21 protein-coding genes are annotated in these 25,847 nt (G+C 75.1%); 10 read left to right on the top strand and 11 right to left on the bottom strand.

Annotated features, from left to right (window positions below):
* Positions 1 to 24 precede the first annotated feature (24 nt).
* A complete protein-coding gene (locus tag ASG41_RS22320) occupies positions 25 to 1,386 on the bottom strand; it encodes a HAMP domain-containing sensor histidine kinase (RefSeq protein WP_200939186.1) in 1,362 nt (453 codons plus the stop codon).
* Positions 1,383 to 2,060 carry a response regulator transcription factor gene (locus ASG41_RS22325; RefSeq protein WP_056300990.1) on the bottom strand — a complete coding sequence of 226 codons (678 nt, stop codon included), beginning with the start codon at positions 2,058 to 2,060 and terminating at the stop codon, positions 1,383 to 1,385. Before ASG41_RS22325 ends, ASG41_RS22320 begins: the two co-directional genes overlap by 4 nt.
* Before the next feature lie 147 nt (positions 2,061 to 2,207).
* Between ASG41_RS22325 and ASG41_RS22330 the strand changes: the two genes are divergently transcribed.
* Genes ASG41_RS22330 through ASG41_RS22340 form a run of 3 tightly spaced genes read left to right on the top strand, consistent with a single transcriptional unit; the run spans position 2,208 to position 4,185 of the window.
* Positions 2,208 to 3,098: a hypothetical protein gene (locus ASG41_RS22330; RefSeq protein ID WP_056300998.1), complete on the top strand. Its 891-nt coding sequence runs from the start codon at positions 2,208 to 2,210 to the stop codon at positions 3,096 to 3,098.
* On the top strand, positions 3,095 to 3,661 hold the full coding sequence (locus ASG41_RS22335) for a CvpA family protein (RefSeq protein ID WP_056301001.1): 567 nt from the start codon (positions 3,095 to 3,097) through the stop codon (positions 3,659 to 3,661). The genes ASG41_RS22330 and ASG41_RS22335 overlap by 4 nt, the downstream gene beginning before the upstream one ends.
* On the top strand, positions 3,658 to 4,185 hold the full coding sequence (locus tag ASG41_RS22340; RefSeq protein ID WP_056301004.1) for a hypothetical protein: 528 nt from the start codon (positions 3,658 to 3,660) through the stop codon (positions 4,183 to 4,185). The genes ASG41_RS22335 and ASG41_RS22340 overlap by 4 nt, the downstream gene beginning before the upstream one ends.
* A gap of 21 nt (positions 4,186 to 4,206) precedes the next feature.
* Here the strand turns inward: ASG41_RS22340 and uvrB are convergent, their stop codons facing one another.
* A complete protein-coding gene (gene uvrB / locus ASG41_RS22345) occupies positions 4,207 to 6,330 on the bottom strand; it encodes an excinuclease ABC subunit UvrB (RefSeq protein ID WP_056301008.1) in 2,124 nt (707 codons plus the stop codon).
* A 565-nt stretch (positions 6,331 to 6,895) separates the two neighbouring features.
* Between uvrB and glgX the strand changes: the two genes are divergently transcribed.
* A complete protein-coding gene (glgX, locus tag ASG41_RS22350; protein ID WP_056301010.1) occupies positions 6,896 to 9,007 on the top strand; it encodes a glycogen debranching protein GlgX in 2,112 nt (703 codons plus the stop codon).
* On the top strand, positions 9,004 to 11,304 hold the full coding sequence (gene treY / locus ASG41_RS22355) for a malto-oligosyltrehalose synthase (RefSeq protein WP_056301014.1): 2,301 nt from the start codon (positions 9,004 to 9,006) through the stop codon (positions 11,302 to 11,304). The genes glgX and treY overlap by 4 nt, the downstream gene beginning before the upstream one ends.
* 40 nt (positions 11,305 to 11,344) lie before the next feature.
* Here treY and ASG41_RS22360 read toward each other — a convergent pair whose 3' ends face one another.
* The 5 genes from ASG41_RS22360 to ASG41_RS22380 form a co-directional block, all read right to left on the bottom strand.
* Positions 11,345 to 12,313 carry an ABC transporter substrate-binding protein gene (locus ASG41_RS22360; protein WP_056301018.1) on the bottom strand — a complete coding sequence of 323 codons (969 nt, stop codon included), beginning with the start codon at positions 12,311 to 12,313 and terminating at the stop codon, positions 11,345 to 11,347.
* Positions 12,314 to 12,359: 46 nt separating this feature from the next.
* Positions 12,360 to 13,574, bottom strand: a complete 1,215-nt coding sequence (locus ASG41_RS22365; protein WP_056301020.1) for an ABC transporter permease — start codon at positions 13,572 to 13,574, stop codon at positions 12,360 to 12,362.
* The gene (locus ASG41_RS22370; RefSeq protein WP_056301023.1) at positions 13,571 to 14,287 is read right to left on the bottom strand and encodes an ABC transporter ATP-binding protein; all 717 of its coding nucleotides are present in this window, start codon (positions 14,285 to 14,287) and stop codon (positions 13,571 to 13,573) included. The genes ASG41_RS22365 and ASG41_RS22370 overlap by 4 nt, the downstream gene beginning before the upstream one ends.
* Positions 14,284 to 15,330, bottom strand: coding sequence for a hypothetical protein (locus tag ASG41_RS22375; protein ID WP_082557247.1), 1,047 nt, complete (start codon positions 15,328 to 15,330; stop codon positions 14,284 to 14,286). The genes ASG41_RS22370 and ASG41_RS22375 overlap by 4 nt, the downstream gene beginning before the upstream one ends.
* 98 nt (positions 15,331 to 15,428) lie before the next feature.
* Positions 15,429 to 17,573 carry a hypothetical protein gene (locus tag ASG41_RS22380; protein ID WP_056301028.1) on the bottom strand — a complete coding sequence of 715 codons (2,145 nt, stop codon included), beginning with the start codon at positions 17,571 to 17,573 and terminating at the stop codon, positions 15,429 to 15,431.
* Positions 17,574 to 17,680: 107 nt separating this feature from the next.
* On the opposite strand from ASG41_RS22380, the gene treZ reads away from it, so the two are divergent.
* Together treZ and ASG41_RS22390 are read left to right on the top strand one after the other, a co-directional pair.
* The gene (treZ, locus tag ASG41_RS22385) at positions 17,681 to 19,450 is read left to right on the top strand and encodes a malto-oligosyltrehalose trehalohydrolase (protein ID WP_056301031.1); all 1,770 of its coding nucleotides are present in this window, start codon (positions 17,681 to 17,683) and stop codon (positions 19,448 to 19,450) included.
* Positions 19,450 to 20,187 carry a dihydrofolate reductase family protein gene (locus ASG41_RS22390; protein WP_056301034.1) on the top strand — a complete coding sequence of 246 codons (738 nt, stop codon included), beginning with the start codon at positions 19,450 to 19,452 and terminating at the stop codon, positions 20,185 to 20,187. Before treZ ends, ASG41_RS22390 begins: the two co-directional genes overlap by 1 nt.
* 33 nt (positions 20,188 to 20,220) lie before the next feature.
* Here ASG41_RS22390 and ASG41_RS22395 read toward each other — a convergent pair whose 3' ends face one another.
* Positions 20,221 to 20,868, bottom strand: coding sequence for a TasA family protein (locus tag ASG41_RS22395; protein WP_157519669.1), 648 nt, complete (start codon positions 20,866 to 20,868; stop codon positions 20,221 to 20,223).
* Between the two features lie 369 nt (positions 20,869 to 21,237).
* Between ASG41_RS22395 and ASG41_RS22400 the strand changes: the two genes are divergently transcribed.
* Together ASG41_RS22400 and ASG41_RS22405 are read left to right on the top strand one after the other, a co-directional pair.
* Positions 21,238 to 22,623 (top strand): HAMP domain-containing sensor histidine kinase, encoded by a 1,386-nt coding sequence (locus ASG41_RS22400; RefSeq protein WP_162245594.1) that lies wholly within the window; start codon positions 21,238 to 21,240, stop codon positions 22,621 to 22,623.
* Positions 22,620 to 23,291 carry a LuxR C-terminal-related transcriptional regulator gene (locus ASG41_RS22405; protein WP_056301044.1) on the top strand — a complete coding sequence of 224 codons (672 nt, stop codon included), beginning with the start codon at positions 22,620 to 22,622 and terminating at the stop codon, positions 23,289 to 23,291. Before ASG41_RS22400 ends, ASG41_RS22405 begins: the two co-directional genes overlap by 4 nt.
* Positions 23,292 to 23,308: 17 nt before the next feature.
* On the opposite strand, the gene ASG41_RS22410 is transcribed toward ASG41_RS22405, so the two are convergent.
* Together ASG41_RS22410 and ASG41_RS22415 are read right to left on the bottom strand one after the other, a co-directional pair.
* Positions 23,309 to 24,193: a hypothetical protein gene (locus ASG41_RS22410; protein ID WP_056301046.1), complete on the bottom strand. Its 885-nt coding sequence runs from the start codon at positions 24,191 to 24,193 to the stop codon at positions 23,309 to 23,311.
* Complete coding sequence (locus tag ASG41_RS22415) at positions 24,190 to 25,152, bottom strand: hypothetical protein (protein WP_056301049.1); 963 nt, start codon at positions 25,150 to 25,152, stop codon at positions 24,190 to 24,192. The genes ASG41_RS22410 and ASG41_RS22415 overlap by 4 nt, the downstream gene beginning before the upstream one ends.
* Positions 25,153 to 25,238: 86 nt before the next feature.
* Between ASG41_RS22415 and ASG41_RS22420 the strand changes: the two genes are divergently transcribed.
* Positions 25,239 to 25,838, top strand: coding sequence for a signal peptidase I (locus tag ASG41_RS22420; protein ID WP_056301053.1), 600 nt, complete (start codon positions 25,239 to 25,241; stop codon positions 25,836 to 25,838).
* The last annotated feature ends 9 nt before the right edge of the window (positions 25,839 to 25,847 follow it).

A 25,847-nucleotide genomic window follows, 5' to 3' on the forward strand; every position in this document is an offset into this window, starting at 1 on the left:
GCGGTACCGCCCCGGGGTTCCCCGTCAGGCCGTGGGGAGCGTCACCCGGAAGTGCCCGCCCGACACGGCGTCCCGGCAGGTCACGTCGCCGCCGTGCGCCCGGGCGAGCGCCCGGGCGATCGGCAGCCCGAGCCCCGCTCCCCCGTCCCGGCCCCGCGCCGCGTCCAGCCGGACCAGCCGGTCGAAGACCCGCTCGCGCTGGTCGACCGGCACGCCGGGTCCGTCGTCGGTGACGTCGACGGACGCCGTGCCGTCTCGCTCGCCGACCGCCACCAGCACCCGGCCCGCCGGCCCCGCCGCCCGGACGGCGTTGCGCAGCAGGTTGTCCAGCACCTGCCCGACCCGGTCGGCGTCCACCACCGCGGTCGCCCCGCCCGTCACCGTCACCGCTCCCCCGACCCGGGCGGCGCTCGCCACGGCCAGCGTGCCCAGGTCGACCGGCCGGCGGTGCAGCTCCGGTGCCTGACCGCTGTCCAGCCGGGCGACGTCGAGCAGGTCGGCCACCAGCCGCCCGGAGCGGCGCAGCTCGCGGACGGCGCCGGCCAGCAGCTCCTCCCGTCGTCCCCGGTCGGGGTCGGTCCGCAGCACGGTCTCCACCGACGCCTGGACGGCGGCCAGCGGGGTACGCAGCTCGTGCGCGGCGTCCCCGAGCAGGTCGCGCATGCCCGACTCGGCCCGCCGGGCCTGCCGCTCGGCGCCCTCCAGCTCGTCGAGCATGCCGTCGAAGGCGGCCGCGGTGCTGCCCAGCTCGGTGTGCGGGCGGTCCGGGCGCAGCCGGCGGCCGCGGTCGCCGTCGGTGATCTGCCGGGCCAGCGCCGTCATCCGGCCCAGCGGCCGCAGACCCACGCCGACGGTGACGCTGACCAGCGCGGCCGCCAGCAGCAGCACCACGGCCGCGGCCACCACGAGCACCCAGCGCAGCTGGGTCACCGCGTCGGTGATCGGGCCCTGGTCGGCCAGCAGGGTGATCCGGGCGCCGTCCGGGAGGTCGGTCTGCAGGACGTAGGCGTCCCCGGTGTCCACGACGGCACCCGGGTCCGGCGGCGGGCCGCCCGGGGCGGGCGGGCCGCCGCCGGGGCCGACGGGTGGGTCCGGCAGCTGACCGACCTGCCCACCGTCCGCGGTCTCCAGCAGCGCCTGGACGGTGTCGCCCTCGACGGCCCGGACCACCTCCTCGTCGGAGCGGCCCTGCTGCACGAGGGCGGCGGCGATCTCGGCCCGGTCCACCAGCCGGTCCCGCAGGTCCCCGCGCAGCTGGGCCCCCAGGGCGAGGTCCACGCTGAACCCCAGGACGACGAGCAGCAGCGTCATCAGGCCGAGCACCAGCACGCTCACCCGGCGGCGCAGGCTCGCGGTGTGCAGCGGCGCGGGCGCGGGGCCGGTCACGCCCGGACCGTGTAGCCCAGGCCCCGCACGGTGTGCACCAGACGGGGGCCGTGCACCTCGAGCTTGCGGCGCAGCGCGCTGACGTGCACCTCCACGAGGTTGGGGTCGTAGTCCTCGTACCCCCACACCTGGGTCAGGATCTGGGTCTTGCTCACGGTGCGGCCGCGGTTGCCGACCAGGTAGCCCAGCAGCCGCAGCTCGGTGGCGGTCAGCTCCAGGGCGGCGCCGGCCCGGGTGGCGGACCCGGCCGGCTCGTCGACGACCAGGTCGCCCACCTCGACGGCGCCGGGCCACCGGCCCCGGCGGTTCAGCACCGCCCGCACCCGGGCCACCAGCTCGGCCATCGCGAAGGGCTTGACCAGGTAGTCGTCGGCGCCGGCCCCGAACCCGGCCAGCCGGTCGGGCACGGCGTCCCGGGCCGTGAGGACGACGATGCCGGCGTCCCCGGCCCGGCGCACGTCCCCGGCCAGGGCGAGGCCGTCGCGGCCGGGGAGCATCACGTCCAGCACGACGAGGTCGGGTCGGAACCCGGTGAGGTCGGCGCCGAGCGTGCTGCCGTCGGCGCGGCCCTCCACGACGCAGCCCTCGTCGGACAGGGCCGTCACCACGCCGTCCCGGATGGCGCTCTCGTCCTCGACGACGAGGACACGGGGTCGGGCCTGCTTGTCTCGCACCTGCTGATGGTGCCCTGCCCAGCCTGAAGAGCAGCTGAAGACCGGGGCCACGGGCGGCTGCTTCAGGGTGGCTTCAGGACCGGCCCACACGGTGGGGACACGAGCCACACCGCAGACCGCGGTGGGCCGCCGTCCCCTGGAGGACCCGTGAACCGCTCCGCACTCCCCCGCTCCCGCCGCTGGACCGCTGCCGTCGTCGGTGGCTCGATCGCCGGCGCCGCCCTCCTGGGCGGTGGCGTCGCCCTGGCCGACGGGTCCGGCTCCGACGAGCCGGCGTCAGGCAGCGTCCCGGCGCCGGGCGACCGCGGGGACCGGCTCGTCGGCACCGTGACCGCGGTGTCCGAGGACTCGCTGACCCTCACCGACGACGCCGGCGCCAGCCACCAGGTGGCACTGACCGACGACACCCGCGTGGGTGGCCCCGGTGCCGGCGGCCCGGGTGCTGACGGCCCGGCTGCTGACGGCCCGGGTGCCGGCGGCCCGGGTGCCGGCGGCCCGGGTGCTGGTCGTCCCGCTGACGCGGCTGACGGCGACGCACCGGCCGCGCCGGCCCCGGTCGGGGAGACCCCCACGGGTGACGCTCCCGAGCCCCCGCAGGCACCCGAGGCGCCGACCGGTGCCCCGGCGACGGACCCGCCCGCCGACGCCCCGGCCGCCGACGCCCCGGCCTCGGACGCCCCTGCCCCGGGCGCCCCTGCTGCTGGCGCCGACGTCCCCGCGGCCCCCGGGGCCGACGGTGAGGTCGCCGCGCCGCCCGCACCCGAGGGGTCGGGCACCGAGGACATCGCGGTCGGCGACCGGGTCGAGGTCCGGGTGTCCGACGGCGCCGCCACGGAGGTGCGCGAAGTCCGGGCGCACGTCGACGGCGTGGTGGTGTCGGTGGACGGCACCGACCTGACCGTCGTCACCACGCCCGGGCTGCGGGTCGAGGTGGACGCCGCCGCACTGGACGCCCTGCCCGCCGTCGGCGACGACGTGCACCTGAGCGGCACGGTCACCGACGGCACCACGGTCGTCGCCACCGACGGGGTGCGATGACCACCACGCTCTGGGTCGACCTCGTCCTGCTGCTCCTGCTGGTGGGCGGCGCGGCCGCCGGCTGGCGGCGCGGCGGGCTGCGGCTGGCCGGCTCGGTGGCCGGGCTGGTGGCCGGGCTGGGTGTCGGGCTCGCCCTGGTCCCGCAGCTCACCGGGCCGCCCACCGGGACGACCGGCTGGCTGGTCACCCTGCTGGCCGTGCTGGTGCTGGCCTTCCTCGGTGCCGGCGCCGGCCGCTGGGCGGGCGGTCTGCTGGCGCGGCTGGTGGCGCGGCTGCACCTGACGGTGCTGGACCGGGTGGCCGGCGCGGTCGGCGGGCTCCTGCTGGCCTTCGTCCTGGGGGGCGCCGGGCTGGTGGGGGCCGGGCTGGTGGGGGCCGGGCTGGTGGGGGCCGGGCTGGCGCCGCTCACCGGCGGGCCCGGTGCCACCGGCGACTGGCTGGCGACCGTCCGCAGCTCGCAGCTCGGCTCCGCGGCGACCGCGGCGGCCGACCAGGCGCTGCACCTGGTCGGGGTACAGGTGGCCGTGCTGGGCGGCGTCCGGCTGCCGGGCGGTGTCCGGTGACGGGTCGCGACCGGCAGCACGGCACCACGGAGTCCCCGGCCGTGGACGCCGCGGGCCGGCCCCGCTTGCCGGGCGACCGCGTGGCCACCCACGTGGTCGGGCCGTGGGTCCTGGGCACCCGGGACGTGCGCGACGAGGCAGACCTGGCCGGAGCCCACCCGGGACCCGCGACCGGCCGCGGTGTCCCCCGGCGACTGCTCGTCCGCGTCGCGGTGGGAGCCGGCGCGCTGGTCGTGGTCGTCGCGCTCGCCGCGGCGGCGGGCAGCGCGATCACCCCGGGGGTCAGCACCACCGGTGCCCCGACGGTGGGCAGCCCCGCCACCTCGACGGGCGCCGAGGAGGCCACGGCCGGTGCCGGCGGCGGGACCACGGCCGTGCCCCCGGTCGCCGACGAGGAGGCGGCACCTCCCCCGCCCGGCGGCCCCGGCGCCGACAGCCCGGCAGGCGCGCCTGGCGTGCCTCCGGGCGTGAGCCCGCCGGGGCTGAGCGGCCCCGCCGGGACTGGCCCCGCCGGGCCGGGCTGAGGCGGGTGGCTCAGCCGGGGGTCAGGCGTGCGCCGCGTCGAACTGGCGCAGCTCCCGCTTGAGCTCGTTGAGCTCGTCACGGAGCCGGGCGGCGACCTCGAACTGCAGCTCCCGGGCCGCGGACAGCATCTGCTCGTTCATCGTGGTGATCATGTCGGCCAGGGCCGCACGGGGCAGGCCCTCCACGTCGATCGAGCCGGCCTTGGCCTTGCCCTTCGCCTTGGACGACAACCCGGGCACGGGTGCCTTGCCGCGGGACTGCTGCCGGCCGGAGCCGCCGAACTCCTCGGTGGCCTTCTCGGCGTCCTCGCTGGCCTTGTAGATGCCGTCGAGGATGTCCACGATCTTCTTCCGCAGCGGCTGCGGGTCGACGCCGTGCTCCAGGTTGTAGGCGACCTGCTTCTCCCGGCGCCGCGAGGTCTCGTCGATGGCCTGGGCCATCGACGGGGTGATCTTGTCGGCGTACATGTGCACCTGGCCCGACACGTTGCGTGCCGCGCGCCCGATCGTCTGGATCAGCGAGGTGCCCGACCGGAGGAAGCCCTCCTTGTCGGCGTCCAGGATCGCGACCAGTGACACCTCGGGCAGGTCCAGGCCCTCCCGCAGCAGGTTGATCCCGACCAGCACGTCGTACTCGCCCTGCCGCAGCTCCCGCAGCAGCTCGACCCGGCGCAGGGTGTCCACCTCGGAGTGCAGGTAGCGGACCTTGATGCCGAGCTCGAGCAGGTAGTCGGTGAGGTCCTCGCTCATCTTCTTGGTCAGCGTGGTGACCAGGATGCGCTCGTCCTTCTCGGTCCGGACGCGGATCTCGTGCACCAGGTCGTCGATCTGGCCCTTGGTCGGCTTGACCACGATCTCGGGGTCGACCAGGCCGGTGGGCCGGATGACCTGCTCGACGAACTCGCCCTGCGTGCGGCCCAGCTCGTACTTGCCCGGGGTCGCCGACAGGTAGACGGCCTGCCCGATCCGGTCGGTGAACTCCTCCCACTTCAGCGGGCGGTTGTCCATCGCCGACGGGAGCCGGAACCCGTGGTCGACCAGGGTGCGCTTGCGGCTCATGTCGCCCTCGAACATGCCGCCGATCTGCGGCACGGTCACGTGCGACTCGTCGATGACGAGCAGGAAGTCGTCGGGGAAGTAGTCGATGAGGCAGGCACCGGCCGAGCCGGGAGCCCGGCCGTCGATGTGCCGGGAGTAGTTCTCGATGCCCGAGCAGAAGCCGACCTGGCGCATCATCTCGATGTCGTAGGTGGTCCTCATCCGCAGCCGCTGGGACTCCAGCAGCTTGCCCTGCTTGTCCAGCTCCGCCAGGCGCCCCTCGAGCTCGGACTCGATGGCCCCGATCGCCCGCTCCATGCGCTCGGGCCCGGCGACGTAGTGGGTGGCCGGGAAGACGAAGAGCTCCTCGACCTCCCGCACGACCTCACCGGTCAACGGGTGCAGGTAGTAGAGCCGCTCGACCTCGTCACCGAACATCTCGATCCGGACCGCGAGCTCCTCGTACACCGGGAAGACCTCGATCGTGTCCCCCCGCACCCGGAAGGTGCCACGGGTGAAGGCGAGGTCGTTGCGGGTGTACTGCTCGGTCACCAGGGTGCGCAGCAGCTCGTCGCGGTCCCGCTCCTGGCCCAGCGAGATCTTCAGCGCCCTGTCGACGTACTCCTGCGGCGTCCCCAGGCCGTAGATGCAGGACACCGTCGAGACCACGATGACGTCGCGGCGGGTGAGCAGGCTCTGGGTGGTCGAGTGCCGCAGCCGCTCCACCTCCTCGTTGATCGAGGAGTCCTTCTCGATGTAGGTGTCCGTCTGCGGGACGTAGGCCTCGGGCTGGTAGTAGTCGTAGTAGGAGACGAAGTACTCGACAGCGTTGTTGGGCAGCAGTTCCTTGAACTCGTTGGCCAGCTGGGCGGCCAGCGTCTTGTTCGGGGCCATCACCAGGGTGGGCCGCTGCACCTGCTCGATCAGCCAGGCCGTCGTCGCCGACTTGCCGGTGCCGGTGGCACCGAGCAGCACGGTGTCCTTCTGGCCGGCCCGCACCGCCGTCGCCAGCTCGGCGATCGCCGTCGGCTGGTCGCCCGAGGGCTGGAACTCGCTGATGACCTCGAAGGTGCCGGTGGTCGGCCGGAGACTCGTCTGCGCGCTCACGCCCCGAAGGTACGACGGGGGTACGACAGAAACCGGGTGAGCGGGTCACGACCTGTGGCGCGTGACGCGCGGGACGTAATGACACTCGTGTGATTCACCCCCTTGTGACGGGGCGTTCCGGCACCTAACGTGACTGGCGCAGGACAGCGGGAGACCACGCGCTGGACCGGACGGCCTGGGGAGACCCGGGTACCGCGGTCCGCCGGAGGGACCCCGGTACCACCCGGGAGCCCCCGGGCACGGCCGGTCCCCGTCCTGCGAGAGACGCGACGGGCCGTGGGGAAGCGGCTGACGTCGTCACGAAGCCCCTCCCGGCCGCGCCGGGAGGGGCTTCGTCGTGTCCGCGGGTGGCCCACCCCACCGGGGTGACGGCGCGCGGAGCGGCCTGGGACCCGGCAGACTCAGCCGGGCCGTGACCCGAACGTCACCGCCGACGCGGTTGGTCGCCACGCGACCGGGGCAACGACGCCCCGACCCGGTCACGGCGGCTCCCCAGGAGCCCGCACGAGCACGACCCGCAGGTCCCGAGTCCCGGGACCGCCCAGCGCAGGAGGAACGCCACCACATGACCACCCAGGTCTGGCCCGGTACCGCCTACCCCCTCGGGGCGACGTACGACGGCACCGGCACGAACTTCGCGATCTTCAGCGAGGTGGCCGAGAAGGTCGAGCTGTGCCTGTTCGACGCCGACGGCACCGAGGAGCGCATCCGGCTGCCCGAGATGGACGCCTTCGTCTGGCACGCGTTCCTGCCCGGCGTCCAGCCCGGCCAGCGCTACGGCTTCCGCGTGCACGGCCCGTACGACCCCGAGCAGGGCCAGCGCTGCAACCCGAACAAGCTGCTGATGGACCCCTACGCGAAGGCCGTCGACGGCGGCATCGACTGGGACCCCTCGGTGTTCGGCTACGACTTCGAGACCAAGGAGCGCAACGACGACGACTCCGCACCGCACATGCCGAAGTCCGTGGTCATCAACCCCTACTTCGACTGGGGCAGCGACCGGCTCCCCCGCACGCCGTACCACAAGTCGGTCATCTACGAGGCCCACGTCAAGGGCCTGACGATGACCCACCCGCGGGTCCCCGAGGAGCTGCGCGGCACCTACGCCGGCATCGCGCACCCGGCGGTCATCGAGCACCTCACCGAGCTGGGCATCACCGCCATCGAGCTCATGCCGGTGCACGAGTTCGTGCAGGACGACACCCTGCAGCAGAAGGGCCTGCGCAACTACTGGGGCTACAACTCGATCGGCTTCTTCGCCCCGCACCACGAGTACGCCAGCAACCAGGACCCCGGCATGGCCGTGCAGGAGTTCAAGGGCATGGTCCGGGCCCTGCACGACGCAGGCATCGAGGTCATCCTCGACGTGGTCTACAACCACACCGCCGAGGGCAACCACAACGGCCCGACGCTGTCGTTCAAGGGCATCGACAACCAGGCCTACTACCGCCTGGTGGCCGACGACAAGCAGTTCTACATGGACACCACCGGCACCGGGAACTCGCTGAACGTCGCGAACCCGCAGTCGCTGCAGCTGATCATGGACTCGCTGCGCTACTGGGTCACCGAGATGCACGTCGACGGCTTCCGCTTCGACCTGGCCTCCACGCTGGCCCGCCAGTTCCACGAGGTCGACCGGCTGTCGGCGTTCTTCGACCTGGTGCACCAGGACCCGGTCGTCAGCCAGGTCAAGCTCATCGCCGAGCCGTGGGACATCGGCGACGGCGGCTACCAGGTCGGCAACTTCCCGTCGCTGTGGACCGAGTGGAACGGCAAGTACCGCGACACCGTCCGCGACTTCTGGCGGGGCGAGGACGCCACCGTCGGGGAGTTCGCCAGCCGGATCACCGGCTCGGCCGACCTCTACCAGCACTCGGGCCGACGCCCGGTCGCCAGCATCAACTTCGTCACCGCCCACGACGGCTTCACGATCAACGACCTCGTCTCCTACAACGACAAGCACAACGAGGCCAACGGCGAGGACAACAACGACGGCGAGAGCCACAACCGCAGCTGGAACTGCGGGGTCGAGGGCGAGACCGACGACGCCGAGATCCTGGCCCTGCGCGCCCAGCAGCGACGCAACTTCATCGCCACGCTGATGCTCTCCCAGGGCGTGCCGATGCTGCTGCACGGCGATGAGCTCGGCCGCACCCAGGGCGGCAACAACAACGGGTACTGCCAGGACTCCGAGATCACCTGGATCGACTGGTCCGACGTCGACGAGGGCCTGGTCGAGTTCACCAAGCTGGTCACCCACCTGCGCCACGACCACCCGACATTCCGCCGTCGCCGGTTCTTCCACGGCCGCCCGGTCGGTCGCGGCGAGGGCGAGCCGGTCCCGGACATCGCCTGGCTGACCCCGGCCGGTGAGCTGATGAGCGAGGACGACTGGGACGCCCACTACGCCAAGAGCGTCGCGGTCTACCTCAACGGCAACGGCATCCGCTCGACCGACGAGCGCGGCGAGGCCGTGGTGGACGACTGCTTCATCCTGGCGTTCAACGCCTGGCACGAGGACATCGAGTTCACCCTGCCGAACTCGGAGTACGCCGAGACCTGGTCGGTCGTCGTCGACACCGCCGAGTTCGGGCCGGTCGACCCCAACGAGAGCAAGGCCGGGGACGTCGTCACCGTCAAGGGGCGCGCCATGGTCGTGCTGCGCAGCGTCTCGTGACCGGGGGCGTCCCCTCGGGCACGTACCGGCTGCAGTTCCACGCCGACTTCACCCTCGACGACGGCGTCGGGCTGGCCGGCTACCTGGCCGACCTGGGTGTGAGCCACGCGTACTCCTCGCCGCTGCTGCGCTCGGCCGAGGGCTCCAACCACGGCTACGACACCACCGACCACGCGCACGTCGACGAGGCGCGCGGTGGTCGGGAGGCCTTGGACCGGTTCGTGGCCGCGCTGCACGAGCACGGCCTGGGCCTGGTGCTGGACCTGGTGCCCAACCACATGGGCGTGGAGGACGCGCACGCCTCGCAGTGGTGGTGGTCGCTGCTGGAGCTCGGCCAGGGCAGCCCGCACGCGCACGCCTTCGACGTCGACTGGGCGGCCGGCGGCGGCCGGGTGCGGGTCCCGGTGCTGGGCAGCGCCGAGGACGTCGCCCAGCTCGAGGTCACCGACGGCGAGCTGCGCTACTACGAGCACCGCTTCCCGATCGCCCCCGGGACCGGTGACGGCACCCCGCAGCAGGTGCACGACCGACAGCACTACGAGCTGGTCGACTGGCGCCGGGCCGACGGCGACCTGAACTACCGCCGGTTCTTCGCCATCAACACCCTGGCCGGCCTGCGGGTCGAGGACGAGCGGGTCTTCGACGCCACCCACGCCCTGGTGCGCGAGCTGCTGGCCGCCGGGCACGTCGACGGCCTGCGGATCGACCACCCGGACGGGCTGGCGGACCCGAAGGGCTACCTGGACCGGCTCGCCGAGCTCAGCGACCACCGCTGGACCGTGGTGGAGAAGATCCTCGAGCCCGGGGAGGACCTCCCGGGTGACTGGGCCACCGCGGGGACGACGGGCTACGACGCGCTGGCCGAGGTCGACGGCGTGCTCGTCGACCCGGCCGGCGAGGCCGCGTTCACCGCGCTGGACACCGAGGTGGCCGGCCGCGAGGTGGACTACGACGAGCTGGTGCACGACGCCAAGCGCGAGGTCACCGACGGCATCCTGGGCTCCGAGGTCGCTCGGCTGGCCCGGCTCGTCGGGGACCTCCCCGGCGTGCCGGCCGAGCAGGTCACCGAGGCACTCGCCGAGCTGCTGGCCGGCTTCGACGTGTACCGGACGTACCTGCCCGAGGGCCGGGCGCACCTGGACGCGACGGTCGGCGCGGTGCGCGAGCGCCGTCCGGACCTGACGGCGGCGGTGGACGGCCTGCACCCGTTGCTGGCCACCCCGCACACGGAGCTGGCCACCCGGTTCGAGCAGACCTCGGGCCCGGTCATGGCCAAGGGCGTCGAGGACAGCGCCTACTACCGGTGGTCGCGCTTCGTGGCGCTCAACGAGGTCGGCGGTGACCCGACCCGGTTCGGGCTGCCGGTGGCCGACTTCCACGCCGCGCAGGAGCGCCGGGGCGCCACCCGGGCCGTCTCCATGACCACGCTGTCCACGCACGACACCAAGCGCAGCGAGGACGTGCGGGCCCGGCTGGCCGTGCTGGCCGAGCTCCCCGAGGAGTGGGCGGGCCTGGTCCGCGGCTGGCTGGGCCGGCACCCGCTGGCCGACCGGCCGCTGGCCCACCAGGTCTGGCAGAACCTGGTCGGCGCGTGGCCGCTGACACCCGAGCGGGCGCACGCCTACGCGGAGAAGGCCGCCCGCGAGGCGGGCACGTCGACCACGTACACCGCGGTGGACGAGGAGTTCGAGGCCTCGCTGCACGCGATGGTCGACGCCGCCTTCGAGGACCCGGCCACGCGCGCCGAGATCGACGGCCTGGTGGCCCGGATCGCGCCGGCGGGCTGGTCCAACTCGCTGACGCAGAAGCTCCTGCAGCTCACCGTGGCCGGCGTCCCCGACGTCTACCAGGGCACCGAGCTGTGGGACTTCTCGCTGGTCGACCCGGACAACCGCCGTCCGGTCGACTACCCGCTGCGGCGGCGGCTGCTCGCCGACCTCGACGCGGGCACGGTGCCCGCGGTCGAGGAGACCGGTGCGGCCAAGCTGCTGGTGGTGTCCCGGGTGCTGCGGCACCGTCGCGACACCCCGGGGGCGTTCGTCGGCTACACCCCCGTCGAGGCCACCGGCCCGGCCGCGGACCACGTGGTGGCCTTCGACCGTGGCGGTGTCGTCGCCGTCGGGACCCGGCTCCCGGTGGGGCTGGCCGCGACCGGCTGGGCCGACACCGCACTGCAGCTGCCGCACGGCGGCTGGCGGGACCTGCTCACCGGCGCCCGCGTGGTGTCCGACCTGCACGGCGCCCCGCTCGCCGAGGTGCTGGCCGCCCTTCCGGTGGCCCTGCTGGTCCGCGACTGACGGCGCGCCCCCTCGCCCGCACCGGGCGAGGGGGCGCACCTCAGGCGGTGAGCGCCACTGTCATCCGCTCGGCGATCGCCGTGGCGGTGAGGGCCAGGCCGTTGTTCAGCACCGGGTCCAGCGTCGTGGCCCGGCCGGCGACGACGGCGGGCAGCGCGTCCCAGGTGGGGACGCCGACCACCGGCGCCGGCTCCGGCGTCTGGTGGAAGAGGAACTCCGCCTCCGACACCATCCCGATCTCCTCCAGGCTCAGCGTCCGGTCGCCCTGCACATCGGCCGGGTCCAGGCCGAGCACGGCGAACCCCAGGTCGGCCGCGACCGTGGTGGCCAGCTTGTTCGTGTACCAGCGGACCGACCCGGTCTCGGCCATCTGGGTGGCCAGCACGGCGGCGGTCGGTGTGCGGCCCAGGGCTGCCAGGGCGACCCGGCCCGCGAGCACCGCGGCGTCGTAGTCGGCCAGGGCGTCGTCGGCCCGGGCCGTGAGGTCGAACTGGGCGAGCTGAGCGGTCATGTCCTCCCGGAACCCGGGCCGGTTGACCTCCACGGGCAGCACCGGGGCGACCTGGGCCAGCACGTCGTTGCCGAAGGCGTCCATCCGCCAGTTGTTGGCCCGCACCAGGATGAGGTCCGGCGCCAGCGCGGCGATCTCCTCGACGTCGGGGGCGTCCTCGGCGCTGTCCAGCAGCGGGACGGCGTCGTCGACGAGGCCGGCGTACTGACCCGAGGGCCGCTCCCCCGGTGCGCTGGTGTTCCGGACGCCGACCAGCGTCCAGCCGGCCAGCAGCGCGAACTCCAGGTCGCCCCGGCCCTCCATGACCACCACCCGCCGCGGCCGGGCCGGCACGGTGACCGCGACGTCCTCGTAGGCGAAGTCCACGGTCCCCGGGGTGGTCGGCCCGGGCTCGGCGGTCGAGCTCCCTGCGCCGGTCCCGCAGCCGGCCACCGCGAGCCCGAGGAGTCCCCCGCCCAGGAGGAGGGACCGGCGGCTGACCTGCAGGGACGAGAACATGAGGGCACCCTAAGTCGATCATGGTGCCGGTGGGGCGGGGACGGGCTCAGAACCGGATGGCGTCGATCACCTTCACCCGGACGGCGAGGACCGCGGGCAGCAGCCCGGCCAGCGCCCCGACCCCGGCGGCTGCGACCAGGCCCTCGACCGCGGCCTGGACCGGGAAGCCGGGCTCGTCGGCGATCGGGACGCCGTTGTTGAACCACTCCTCGATGGGCAGGTTGGCCACCACGAGGACCGCGAGGGCCACGGCGGCGACCCCGGCGAGCAGGGTGGCCACGACGGACTCCAGCATGATCGCCGAGAACACCCGGCCCGACGTGGCACCGAAGCTGCGCCGGATGCCGATCTCCCGGACCCGCTGGCGGACGGCCATCATGCCGACGTTGAACACGCCCAGGCCACCCAGCAGCAGCACCACCCCGCCGGCGCCCCGCACGGCCAGCCGCAGGGTGTCCAGGCTGCCGGCCAGGCCCGGTGAGTCCATCCGGTAGGCCTGGACCTGGATGCCTCCGGGCAGCAGCAGTGGGAGGTCGCTGCTGACGGCCGCGACCACGTCGTCGGCCTGGGCGGCCGGCACCCAGAGCTCGAGCTGGTCGGGCCCGAACAGGTAGGGGTCCCGCGGGGCGGTCGCGGCCTCCAGCACGGAGCGGTCGATCCGGTAGACCTGCGGGTACTCGCCCCCGTCGTTCTCCAGCACCCCGACGACGGTCGCCGTCACCGGCCGGGGACCCCCCAGGACGATGCTGCGCGGGCCGGTGAAGGGACCGCCACCCATCTGGTCCAGCACGAACTCGTTGACGACCAACGCCGGGGACAGCGACTCGCGGTCGCGGTCGGTGAACCACCGGCCGGCGATGGGCTCGATCCGGTGCAGGTCCCCGTAGGAGGGGGACACGTCGGTGGTCTGCACCTCCTGGGTGCCCGCGGGGAGCCGGAGGAGTGCCGAGCCGTACCCCACGGTGGCGTACTCGGTGACGCCGTAGCGGTCGAGCAGCTCCTGGCTGGCGGCGTCCCAGGCGTCCGGGGACGGCGGCAGGCCGGTGGCCGGGTCGAACCCGGACACGCTGATCGTGGCCGCCCGCCCCTGGTAGCGCTCGGCCTGCTCCTGCTGCACCTGGGCGACGATCAGCCCGAGCCCGGTCACCGCGGTCATGGCGAAGACCGCCAAGAAGACCCCGACCAGGGACAGCACGACGCGCACCCGGTGCACCCGGACCTCACCCCAGGCCTCGGCGAGGACACCGAGCACGCCGGTCACGAGGTCGCCGCCACGGTCTCGGCGACGGTCATCGGGGTGAGCCGTCCAACGTCCAGGCGCAGCTGCCGGTCGGCGAGCGCTGCCACCGACAGGTCGTGGGTGATGGTGACGAGCGCGGCGCCCCGCTCGGCGGTGGCCTCGGCCAGCAGCGCCATCACGGCCCGGCCGGTGTCGACGTCCAGGGCGCCGGTCGGCTCGTCGGCCAGCACCACCCGGGGACGGCGGACCAGTGCCCGGGCGATCGCCACCCGCTGCTGCTCACCGCCCGACAGCCGCTCGGGCACCTGGTCGGCCCGGTCTCCCAGCCCGACCCGGTCGAGCACGTCGCGGGCGGTGCGGCCCCGGGTGAGGAACTCCCGTCCACGCGCGTAGAGCAGCGGTGCCGCGACGTTCTCGGCCGCGGTCCGCCGGGGCAGCAGGTTGAACTGCTGGAAGACGAAGCCGAAGCACTCCCCGCGCAGCCTGGCCCGGCGGCGCCCGCGCAACCGGCCGGTGTCCTGCCCGTCCAGCAGGTACTCCCCCGAGGTGGGGCTGTCCAGCAGGCCCAGCACGTTGAGCAGCGTCGACTTCCCCGACCCGGACCGCCCGACGATGGACACGTGCTCGCCGGCGGCGACGGTGAGGTCGACGTCGGTGAGGATCGGCAGCAGCCCGCCGTCGGGCAGCCGCACCTCGCGGCCGACCCCGGTGAGCCGGAGCTGGACGTCGCTCACCCGCCGAACCCGCCGCCCATGCCGCCGTCGACCGGAGTGTCGTCGGCGACCGGCACGAACTCGAGCACCTGCTGGCCCTCGGTGAGCCCGCCGGTGACCTCCACGAGCAGGCCGTCGGTCAGGCCCAGGGTCACCGGTGTCTGCACCGGCTCGGCGCCGTCGTCCCCGACGACCCAGACGTTGCCGGCCTGGACCGAGCCCTGGACGGCCGTGACGGGCAGGGTCAGCACGTCCGTGGCGGTGCCCGCCTGCACCGCGACGGAGGCGAGCATGCCCGGGAACACCGGGGTGCCCGCGGGAACCGCGCAGCGCGCCTCGGTGCCAATGGTGGCGGCACCACCGGGCTGCCCGCCCGCCGGGTCGGTGCCCGTGGAGCCGCTGCCGCTGCCCGCGGACGGCGGGGCACCCAGCGTGAGCCCGGAGCAGACGAACGGCGCCGGCCCGCCCTGGACGGTGACGTCGGCACTGGCCGGCGCGGTGAGCAGCCGGAACTGGTCGTCCTGGGTCAGCGGGGCGGTCACCGACAGGGTGCCCGGGCTGATGGACCCGACGACGTCCCCGACGGCCACGAGCTGGTCGACGAGCACGTCCAGCGTGGTGACGGTGCCCGCGGCCGGGGCCGGCACCGTCGTGGTGGTGATGAGCGGCGGCCGCTCGGTGACCACCGGGTTGCCCTCGGCGTCGGTGGTCGTGACCGGGTCGCGCTCGGTGGTGACGGTGATCTGCAGCAGGCCGTCCCCGGCGGCGACGACCGCCCCGGGGGCGACCAGCAGCTTCCTCACCGTGCCGACGGCGGTGGCCTTGACCGGCACGGCGGCGTCGGCGACGACCGTCCTGGTGACCGTGACGGTGTTCTGCACCGTGCCGAGCGCGGCCGGGACCACGGGGCTCTCCAGCTCCACCGGGGGTGGCGACCCGGCGGCGCTGGACGCGGTGTCGCCGCCGCCGGAGCCGCGGAACGCCAGCACGACCAGGGCCACGGCGATCACCACCCAGACCAGGAGACGGAGTCCGGGGAAGACCACGGAACGGAGGACCCTCATGGCAGCTCGTCTCGTCGGCGGGGGGTGCTGCGGAGCAAGCTAGCGCGCCCGACCCGGTATGTGGCCCTCCCGAGGGTCGATACGGAGCCGTGTCGACGTCATCCCCCGGGTGGGCGTCCCCAGACGCTGACCAGGGCCGACGGGTACACCGGGTCCTCGGTGTGGTCGGTGTGACCGCGCCGGCCGGGCCAGGGTCGACGCTGCGGGTCCACCAGGGCGGGGTCGGGCAACCGCCACTCCGGGCCGCAGCGCCGCTCCCCCCGGGGTCCGACGACGTCCGGGCCGGTCTCCTCGCCCGTGGCGGTCAGCCGGGTGGACGTGAGCCGGGTCGAGGTGAGCGGGCCGTCGTCCGGGCTGCGGTCCCAGCTGAGCACTGCGCCGCCGAAGGGGTCGGTGTCCCGGAACAGGGACCGCCACCGGCCGGGCAGTTCCCGCAGCGCCCACCGCAGCAGCTCCACCGGAACGGCCCGGGGGAAGGTGCGGGCGTAGGCCAGCTGCAGCTGGGAGGCGTGCGTGAGCAGCGCGACCCGGGGGCGCAGCTCGGGCGGCAGGTGCAGGACGGCGGCCAGGCAGATCAGGCTGCCCTGGCTGTAGCCGACCAGCGTCACCCGCGCGGCCCCGCCGTGGGTCAGCAGCCAGACCACCCGGCCGGCGACGTCGGTGACGGCCCGCTGGGAGTACGGCGGGGGGACGACCGGGTGCACCTCACGGGGCCAGAAGGCGACGACGTCCCACAGCACGTTGACCCCGCGGCGCACGCCGGGGTGCAGCACCGCGCCCCGGCCGGCCAGCAGCAGGCCGACGGCGAAGCCGACCAGCGCCACGGTGCCGACGGCGACCAGCGCTGCGCCCAGAGCCTCGGGGACCGGGAGGCGCAGGCCGAGCGACCCGGCCAGCAGCACCAGCGCGGCCAGCTGGCCCAGGACGGCGGCCCCCACCAGCAGGCCCGGCACCCGCCGGCGCAGCCCGGCCGTCCAGAGCCCGGCGGCGGCCGAGCGCACCACCCCGGCGTCGGTGCCGGCGGGGTACCCGGCGGCCGCCCGGGCGCGCAGCCGCGGCAGGAGGCGCACCCCGCCCAGGAGCGCCACGACGAACGCAGCGGCGAGCAGCGCCGTGGCGACACCCCAGCCGGCCGCGACGGCGCGGTAGACCCCGGAGACGTCGCCGCCCAGCACCCGGCGGGTCGCCCAGACCAGCCCGGCGGTGAAGCCCAGCCCGAGCGCGGCGCCCACCGAGGCCACCACCCAGGCGACCAGCCCGCCGGCCAGCGGCCGGAAGGCCCGGGGGACGACGCCGGTGCCCGAGCGGCCCACCGCCACGGCGACCAGCAGCACGCCCAGCGTCGCGGTCCCCGTCCAGACCAGCAGCTCCAGGACGCCGGTCAGCGCGGGCAGCGCGCCCGGCACGCCACGCACCAGCAAAGCCGTCCAGCTGCCGGCCAGCAGCGCCGCCGCACCCCCGAGGACGACCCAGGCCAGGGCGCCCGCGGCCCGCCGGCCCTGCTCGGGTGCCCGACCGCGGCGCCACCAGCGGGCAGGCGCGCGGGGGTCCCCGAGGGCCAGCAGCAGGCCGGCCAGCCCTGCCGCACCGGCCAGCGGGACCCACCCCAGCCCGATCGCGACCGCCGCCGGGGCAGCCGGGACCAGCAGCCCGGTGGCCGCGTGCAGCCGGCGGAGGACGGGGACGTCCGGGTCACCGGTGTAGAACGCCGGGTCGGCCAGGACCGTCCGCGGTGGGTCCACCGGCGGGGGCGCGCGCTCACCCGGTGGGGCCGCCGGCACCCGGCCCCGGCCCAGCAGGGCCACGACCGTCAGACCGGTCAGCACCGCGACCAGCCCGGTCAGCACGGCCCAGGGCCCGCCCCCGCGCTGCACCGCGGCCAGGTCCACCAGCACGGTGGTGAGCCCGAGGGCGAAGGTGGCCGTCAGCACGGCGCCCAGCAGCCGCAGGGCGGCCAGCGCGAGCGTCCGGGCCGGCCCGGACCGGCCGGCCGGGAGTGCCTGGGCCGCCAGGTTGACCAGGCCGAAGGGCAGCAGCAGGAACCACAGGCCCTGCCGCCAGCTGCCGGAGGTGAACAGCCCCCAGTGGTAGCCCTCGAGCCCGCCGTCGACCGCGTCGGCGGGCCGGAAGAACCTGCCCAGGGAGTCCCCCGCGACCTGGACGACCGCCGGGACGCCGAGCACCGACTCGGGCGGGCTGCCGCTGACCCCGTGCACCCGCAGCTCGACGGTGCCTCCGGTCACCTCACCGTCGGAGGGGGGTTCAGCAGGGTGCACACGGGCATGATCGACCCGCCCACCGACAGAACCGTCGCCACCCGCTCGACACCCCGCCCCAGGAGGCACCCCGCATGTCGGACCAGCCCACCGAGTTCGCCGTCTGGGCGCCCGTCCCCGAGCGGGTGCGCCTCCAGCTGGGTGCCGGTGACGCCGCGCAGGTGTTCGACATGACCCGCGACGACGAGGGCTGGTGGCGGGCCACCGTGCCCGCGCCGGCCGAGGCCGACTACGGCTTCCTGCTCGACGACACCACCCCGGCCCGCCCGGACCCCCGCGCCCGCCGCCAGCCCGACGGCGTGCACGGGCTGTCCCGCCGCTTCGACCCCACCGCGTACCGCTGGGTCGACCGGAACTGGACCGGGCGCCCCCTGGCCGGTGGCGTCGTCTACGAGCTGCACGTGGGCACCTTCACCGCGGAAGGCACCTTCGACGCGGCGATCACCCGGCTGGACCACCTCGTGGAGCTGGGCGTCAGCTTCGTCGAGCTGCTCCCGGTCAACGGCTTCAACGGCACGCACAACTGGGGTTACGACGGCGTCGCCTGGTACGCGGTCCAGGAGACCTACGGCGGCCCGGCCGGCTACCAGCGCTTCGTCGACGCCTGCCACCAGCGGGGCCTGGCCGTCATCCAGGACGTCGTCTACAACCACCTGGGGCCCTCGGGGAACTACCTGCCCGAGTTCTTCCCGGTCTTCAGCGAGGGCGGGGCGAACACCTGGGGCGAGTCGGTCAACCTGTCCGGCCCGGACTCCGACGGCGTCCGCCGCTACGTCCTGGACAACGTGCTGATGTGGCTGCGCGACATGCACGTCGACGGGCTCCGCCTGGACGCCGTCCACGCGCTGGTCGACGAGCGGGCCACCCACCTGCTGGAGGAGATGGCCGCCGAGGTCGACGCGCTCAGCGTCGCCGAGGGCCGCCCGCTGACCCTCATCGCGGAGAGCGACCTCAACGACCCGCGGATGGTCACCCCCCGGGTCGCCGGCGGCACCGGGCTCACCGCCCAGTGGTCCGACGACTTCCACCACTCGCTGCACGCGGTGCTCACCGGTGAGGGCCAGGGCTACTACCGGGACTTCGCCGAGGGCGGCCTGGCCGGGCTGGCCAAGGTGCTCACCGGCGCGTTCTTCCACGACGGCACCTGGTCCTCCTTCCGCCGCCGGCACCACGGCCGCCCGGTCGACACCCAGGCGCTGCCGGGCTGGAAGTTCCTGGCCTACCTGCAGGACCACGACCAGATCGGCAACCGCGCCGTCGGTGACCGCATCTCCGCGTCGCTGTCCCCCGGCCTGCTCGCCGTGGGCGCCACCATCACGCTGACCAGCCCGTTCACCCCGATGCTCTTCATGGGCGAGGAGTGGGGTGCGACCACGCCGTGGCAGTTCTTCACCAGCCACCCCGAGCCCGAGCTGGGCAGGGCCACGGCCGAGGGCCGGATCGGGGAGTTCGCCGAGCACGGCTGGGACGCCGAGGTCGTGCCCGACCCGCAGGAGCACGACACGTTCCTGCGCTCCAAGCTGGACTGGTCGCAGCTGGAGCAGGGTCCGCACGCCGACCTGCTGGCGGTGCACACCGCGCTGCTGGCGCTGCGCTCCGCGCACCCGGACCTGGTCGACCCCGACCTCACCCGGGTCGCGGTCAGCTGGGACGACGCCGACCGCTGGATGGTCGTGCACCGCGGCTCGCTACGGGTCGTGGTGAACCTGGCCGACTCCCCGCGGGAGATCGACCTGGACGTCGAGGCCGCCCAGGTGCTCTTCGCGACCGGCGAGCTGCCCACCCTGGACGGCGAGACCGTCACCCTGCCGCCGGAGTCCGCGGCCGTGCTGGCCACCCGCTGATGCGCGGGCTGCTGCCCCCGACGGAGTCCTGGCTGGACGACCAGGGCCTCGCCGAGGCCTACCGCCCCCCGGCCGGGCGGCACGTGCGGGCCAACTTCGTCGCGGCGCTGGACGGTGCCACCAGCGTCGACGGGAAGTCCGCGGGGCTGGGCTCGGACGGTGACAAGCGGGTGTTCCGGGTGCTGCGCGCCTGGGCCGACGTTGTGCTCGTCGGCCACGGGACGTCCTCGGCGGAGGGCTACAAGCCGCTGACCGCCGACTCCCCCGTCGGTCGCATCCGGGCCGAGCTGGGCCGCCCGCCGACCGCACCGGTGGTCGTGGTCAGCAAGCGGGCCTCCCTCGCGCTGGACGACCCGCTGGTCACCGACCCCGTCTCCCCCACGTACCTGGTGACCTGCGGGTCAGCCGACGTCGGCCGCCGCGAGGAGCTCGCGGCGGCCGGGGTGCGGGTGCTGGTGTGCGGGGACGACGACGTCGACCTGCCGGCCGCCCTGGACCGGCTGGCCCAGGACGGCCTGGAGCACGTCCTCTGTGAGGGCGGGCCCTCGCTGTTCCGCGCCGCCGTCGCCGCCGGCGTGGTGGACGAGCTGTGCTTGACCATCGCCCCCGTGCTGGCCGGCGGCGCGCCGGGCGTGCTCGGGGACGCCGGGCTGGACGACCCCGCCTCCGCCCAGCTGGTGCAGCTGCTGGAGGAGGACGGGGTGCTGTTCAGCCGGTACAGACTCAGCACGGGCTGACGCGAGTCCGTCAGACTGAGGACCTCGCTCAGGTCAGCTCTCGTCGTCGGTGTCCGGGAACTGCTGGATGGTGAAGTCCACCGAGAACGAGACGTTGTCGCTCTGGACGAGGTTGTTGTCCGGGCGGTCCTCCAGAGTGAGGACGATGAGGAAGCAGGCACCCTCGCCCGCCTGCAGAGCGGTGGACCCCGCGCTCGCCGGCGCAGCGATGGGGGCGCTCAGCTGGCCGAGGGGGTAGCTGCCCGTCGTCGGGACCGCGGTGATGTCCTGGCAGTCGTCTGCGTTGTCGGGGAGAGCCCGGAAGTACTGGGCCGAGACCTGACGACTGAGTTCCCCGGCGTCCTCGCCGTTCCGGCACGGGTCGAAGGCGGCCCGCTCCGGGTCGGTGCAGCCGTCCTCGGAGTCGACGACGTTCGTGATGACGCCTCCGAGGTTGCCGCTCACGCCCTTGCCCACGTTCTGGATGAAGAACGGGTACACCGCAGAGTCACCCGGCGCCAGGTCCTGGGCCTCCACCGGGGCACTCACGGTTCCATCGACGCTGAGGAGCAGCGTGCCGGCGGAGGCCTCTTGGCCAGCAACGACCTCCTGGTCGCTGAACGCGGCGAACGTGCCACTGGCACCGAAGGCGAGCAGCGCGGCGCCACCCATGGCGGCCGAGGCGAGGACGATCTTCTTCACGGTGTGTCTCCTGACGTGTTCGTCGCTCCGCGACGCTCTCTCGCCGGGCCCCTGCTCGGCGAACGACACGAGGTTCGCCGTCCGCACAGGCACCGCACATCGTCAGTTCTGTTGAACGTCCGACCACCCCGTCGCAAGCCGTCACGGAACGGTCCGGTTCCGTGACTCTGGGGTCATGGACTGTCCCCCGATCGTGTGATGTCGTCGTCCTCGACCACGGGGGGTCGATCGATGCGGGGAAGTCGGGGGACGCGCACCGGAGCGGGTCCGGGACGGTCGTCAGCGCGGCGCAGGTGGCTGTCCGAGCGCGGCGGGCGGCTGCTGTCCGGGCCGGGCGGGGCGTTGCTGGCACTCGCCGCGGTGGTCCTGGTGGTGGCCCCGCCGGGTGACCGGCACCAGCTGCTGGTGGTCGCCACCGCGATCGCCTTCCTGGCCGCCGGCGCGGCCCACCTGCTCCGCGGGCGGCTGACCGGCAGCTCCGGCAGCAGCCAGATCGGCCTGGCCCTGGCTGCCCTGGGGCTGCACCTGCCGGCCGGGTTCGCCGTCCGGGTGCTGCTGGACGAGGACGGCGCGGTCCTGGCCCAGGCGGCGGAGACCGCCGTCATCGCCGCGGCCGCGGTCTGGGCGCTGCGGGCCCTGGTCCCCCGGGTCCCCCGCCCGGTCCGGCACGCCCTGGTCGGCGGTGTCACGGCCGTGGCCGTCGTGCTGACCGGGCTGCTCGCCTCGGCCGACCCCGCGACGGTCACCCGGTCGCTGGCCGCCGGCTCGCTCGGTGCGGCGCTGCTGTGGACCGCCGTCGCGGTCGCCGCCGGTCGGGTGGACCCCCTCGGCGACAGCGGCCGCGCCTCCTCCCAGGCCATCGCCGTCGTGGTGGCCGTGGGCACCGCCGGCACCGGGGTGTCGGCCCTGGTGACCACCGGGCCCGTCGTCGCCGGGCTGGTGGACCTGCTCCTGCTGAGCGCAGCACTGGTGGCCGCGACCGGCGCGGTCCGCCGGATCACCGACTCCCTGGACGGCCAGGAGCGCTACGTGGCCGCGCTGATCGAGCAGCTGGCCCACCACGAGCTGCTGCTGCAGCAGACCCGCGGCTGCCTGCACGACGCCCGCGCGGCGCTCGCCGGCATCCAGGCCGGCACCTCCGCCTCGCACCACCCCGCGGTCCGCTCGGACCCCCGCCGTCGTCAGCAGCTGGAGCGGGCCACGGCCACCGAGATGAGCCGGCTGCAGCGCCTGCTGCGGATGCCCGAGCGCACCCCCACGGTCACCGAGGTCGACCTCGACGTCCTGCTGGACAGCCTGGTCGCCGTGCACCACGAGCGGGGCCTCCGCGTCCGCTGGGCCGGCACCGGCGGTGCGCCCGTCCGGGCCGACGGGGACGCCGTCGCGGTCATCGTGGGCAACCTGCTGGGCAACGCCCTCGTGCACGCGCCCGGGGCGCTCGTCGAGGTGCAGGCGGTGGTCGGGACGGACCTGGTGATCACCGTCCGCGACGACGGTCCCGGGCTCACCGACCTGCAGCGGCTGGGTGTCTTCGAGGCCGGCGCCCGCCGCGACGGCAGCCCCGGGGAGGGCATCGGGCTGGCCCTGTCCCGCGACCTGGCCCGCCGGCACGGCGGTGACCTGGTGGCCCGGCCGGCCACCACGGGTGCCGTCTTCCGGCTGACCCTCCCGCTGCACCCGACCGCCGCCCCCGTCGACCAGCTCCCGGGCACAGGCGTCCTCGACGGGCTGCCCGGACTGCGGCTCGCCGGGTGAGCCGGCCGGTCCTCGTGGTCGACGACCACGTGCTCTTCGCCCAGTCCATCGCCCTCGCGCTCGAGGCGCTCGGCTCCCGCGTCGTCCTGGTGGCCCCGGACTCGGCCGGTGCGGTCCTGGACGCCTGCCGGGACGCCGCGCCCGCCACCGTCCTGCTCGACCTGCGGCTGGGGCCGGCCGTCGACGGGACCGCCCTGCACGGGCTGGACCTCGTCGCCGACGTCGTGGCCACCGGGTGCCGCGTCGTCGTCCTCACCGGCGAGCAGGGGGACGACGTGTGGGGCACCGCGGTCGAACGCGGCGCCACCGCCGTCCTGCCCAAGGACGTCGACCTGACCGTGCTCGCCGAGACCGTCCGCCGGGTCCAGGCCGGCGAGGACGTCCTGGACGTCGGGCGCCGGCACGAGCTCCTGGCCGCAGCCCGGCGGGCCCGCGGGGAGCGGACGGCACGGCTGGCGGCCTTCGAGCAGCTCAGCCCGCGGGAGTCCCAGGTGCTGCGACTGCTCGCCTCGGGGCTGGCGGCCTCCGGGATCGCGACGGCGGCGCACGTCAGCGAGGCGACGGTGCGCACCCAGATCCGGGCCGTGCTGAGCAAGCTGGGGGTGCAGTCGCAGCTGCAGGCCGTGGCGCTGGCCCGCCGGGCCGGCTGGCTGGACCTGGTGGACTGACCGGCCCGTCGGGGGGTTCAGGCCCCGGCGTCGGGCTGGCTGGGCCCGGGCGCCGGGTCGGCGTCCGGCAGGGGCGCGGCGGGCTCGGGCGCAGCGGGCTCGGACTCCCCGGTCGGCGGCTCCAGCACGGGGGTGGGGACGCTCCCCGACCCGGGCGCCGGCGGTGCGGGCGTCACCGCCGGGGACGTCGTGCTGCCCGACGGCGTCGCGGCGGGACCGCTGCCCGCCGACGTCGACGGAGCCGCCGCGGACGGGACTGTCGCTGCGACGCCCGGGGTCGCTCGCTCCGCCGCCGGCGCGCCCTCGGCGGGCGCCTCGGACACCGCCTCGACGGGGGCGGCGTCCGCCGCGGGGCCCTCCAGCCGCAGCGGGACGTCCACCTGGTCGCTGAACCCGCCGTCGACCTGCTGCAGCGTGAGGCGCAGCGTGCCCGCCCACGGTGTGGTCACCTCGCCGTGCCGCCAGCGGAGCCCGACCCCCAGGCCCGTCACCGGGGTGGTCCCGGTGGCGACCTCCTGGTCGCCGCCGCACACCTCGAGGAACTGCTGGCCGGTGGTGCCGGCCTCCAGCGAGAGCTCCTGGCCGTCCTCCCCGCACTCCACCTGCGCGCCGTCGGCGTCCAGCACCTGGGCGTCGAGCACCCACGGAAGCGCCCCGGCGGTGCTCACCGTGAGCAGCGCCGTCGACCGGCGGGTCAGCGTCACACCGTCCGGCGACGCCGGCGGGGTCACGGTCAGGGACAGCGAGCCGGCACCGGCCGTCGCGGTGACGCTCGTCCGGTCGCTGAGCAGGGCGAAGGTGGCGTTCGGCTGGTCGATCGGGGTGAGGAGCAGCCCGCCGACGAGCCCGGCGGCCACCAGCAGCCCCACCGTGACGCCGGTCCGGGTCCGGGTCCGGGTCATGCCGGCTCCTCCCGACGGCGACGGCGGAGCAGGACGAGGAGGACCCACAGGAGCAGGGTGAGTCCGAGCAGCAGCGCCCCCAGGGCGAAGGGGTCCTCCAGCAGGGTCTGGGCCGACTCGGCCTCGACCGACGCACCGTCGGCGCCGACCTCGACGTCCGCGGTCGCGGACCCGACCGCCACGCCGTCCGCGACCGCGGTGGCGACGCGCTCCCCCGCCCCGACCGGCCCGTCCACGGCACCGGCCGCGCCCCGACCCGCCGTCGCCTGCCCCGTGGACCCCGGGCCCACCGCCCCCGCCCCGTCCCGACCGGCACCCGACGGTCCCCCGGCCGGCGGGACGACCCCACCGACGACGGTCCCTCCCACGACCCCGCCGCCACCGGTCACCCCGCCGGCAGCAGCCCCACCGGAGGCCGCACCGCCACCCGGGTCACCCGCCCCCACGTCCGCACCGGAGCCGGCCGCGACGAGGGACAGGCCGACCCCGAGCGTGTCGGACTGGGCGACGTCGTCGTCGGCGCCGTCGGGGAAGTCGAACGTGAGCACCAGGCACTGTGGGCCGGCCAGCGCGAGCCGGGTGACGGCCCCGCCGGTCAGCGCGAGGGCGGCGGGCGCGGTGGCGGCCACGCAGGTGCCGTCGTCGTAGCGGCCGGCGGCGATCGAGGCGGACACCTGACCGGCCAGGTCACCCTCGTCGGCAGCACAGGTCTGGTCGCCGGCCCGCACCTCCGGGCGCAGACAGTCGTTCTCCTGCTGGTCCAGCGTCACCACCGAGACGCCCAGCCGGTCAGCCTGGTCGGCCCACGCGTCGGGCAGGTCGACCGGGGTGGACCAGGTGGCGCCGGGCAGCAGCTGGGTGCCGGCCCACGCGGTCCCGGCCGGGGCCAGGACCGCCAGCACGACGCCGGCCAGCGCGGCCACGGCGACCGGGCGGCGGTGGGGACGGGGGTGTGGCACCCGGCCATCCTGGGACGGCGGGGGCGGGCCCGGCATCGTCTGTCTTGATGATGCGCCGCGCGTGCGGGCCCGCCCACGATCGTCCCGTGCACCCCGCGACGCGCGTCCTCCGTCACCTGCTGACGTGGCTGCTCGGCCTGCTGCTGCTGGGCGCGACGGCGGCCGCGCTCACCGTCGCGCTGTACCCGCGGGTCACCGACGGCCAGGCGCTGGCGGTGCTCAGCGGCAGCATGGAGCCACGCATGGCGGTGGGCGCGATGGTCTTCACCCGGCCCGTCGACCCGGCCGAGGTCGCCGTGGGCGAGGTGATCACCTTCGTGCGTCCCGGCGGACAGGGCGAGCTGGTCACCCACCGGGTCGTCGGCGTCGACGCCACCGGACCGGTGCCGGCCTTCACCACCCAGGGGGACGCGAACGACGTCGCCGACCTCGACCCGGTCCCCGCCGCTGCGGTCGTGGGCGCACCGCAGTGGGTCGTGCCCGAGCTGGGCCGCTGGGCGGCGGTGCTGCACAGCCCCAAGGGGCTCGGTGCCCTGGTGCTGCTGGCCTGCGCGGTGATCGCCCTGGCGCCGGGGAGGCCCATCGGCGAGGGCAGCGAGACCGGCACCGACGCCGACGACGTCGAGGACACCGGGGCACCCCGACCCGGCGGCACCACCACCCTGGACCGGCTGCGCCTCGTCTGAGCCCGGCGC

Source organism: Modestobacter sp. Leaf380 (genome assembly GCF_001424485.1).
GTDB lineage: Bacteria > Actinomycetota > Actinomycetes > Mycobacteriales > Geodermatophilaceae > Klenkia.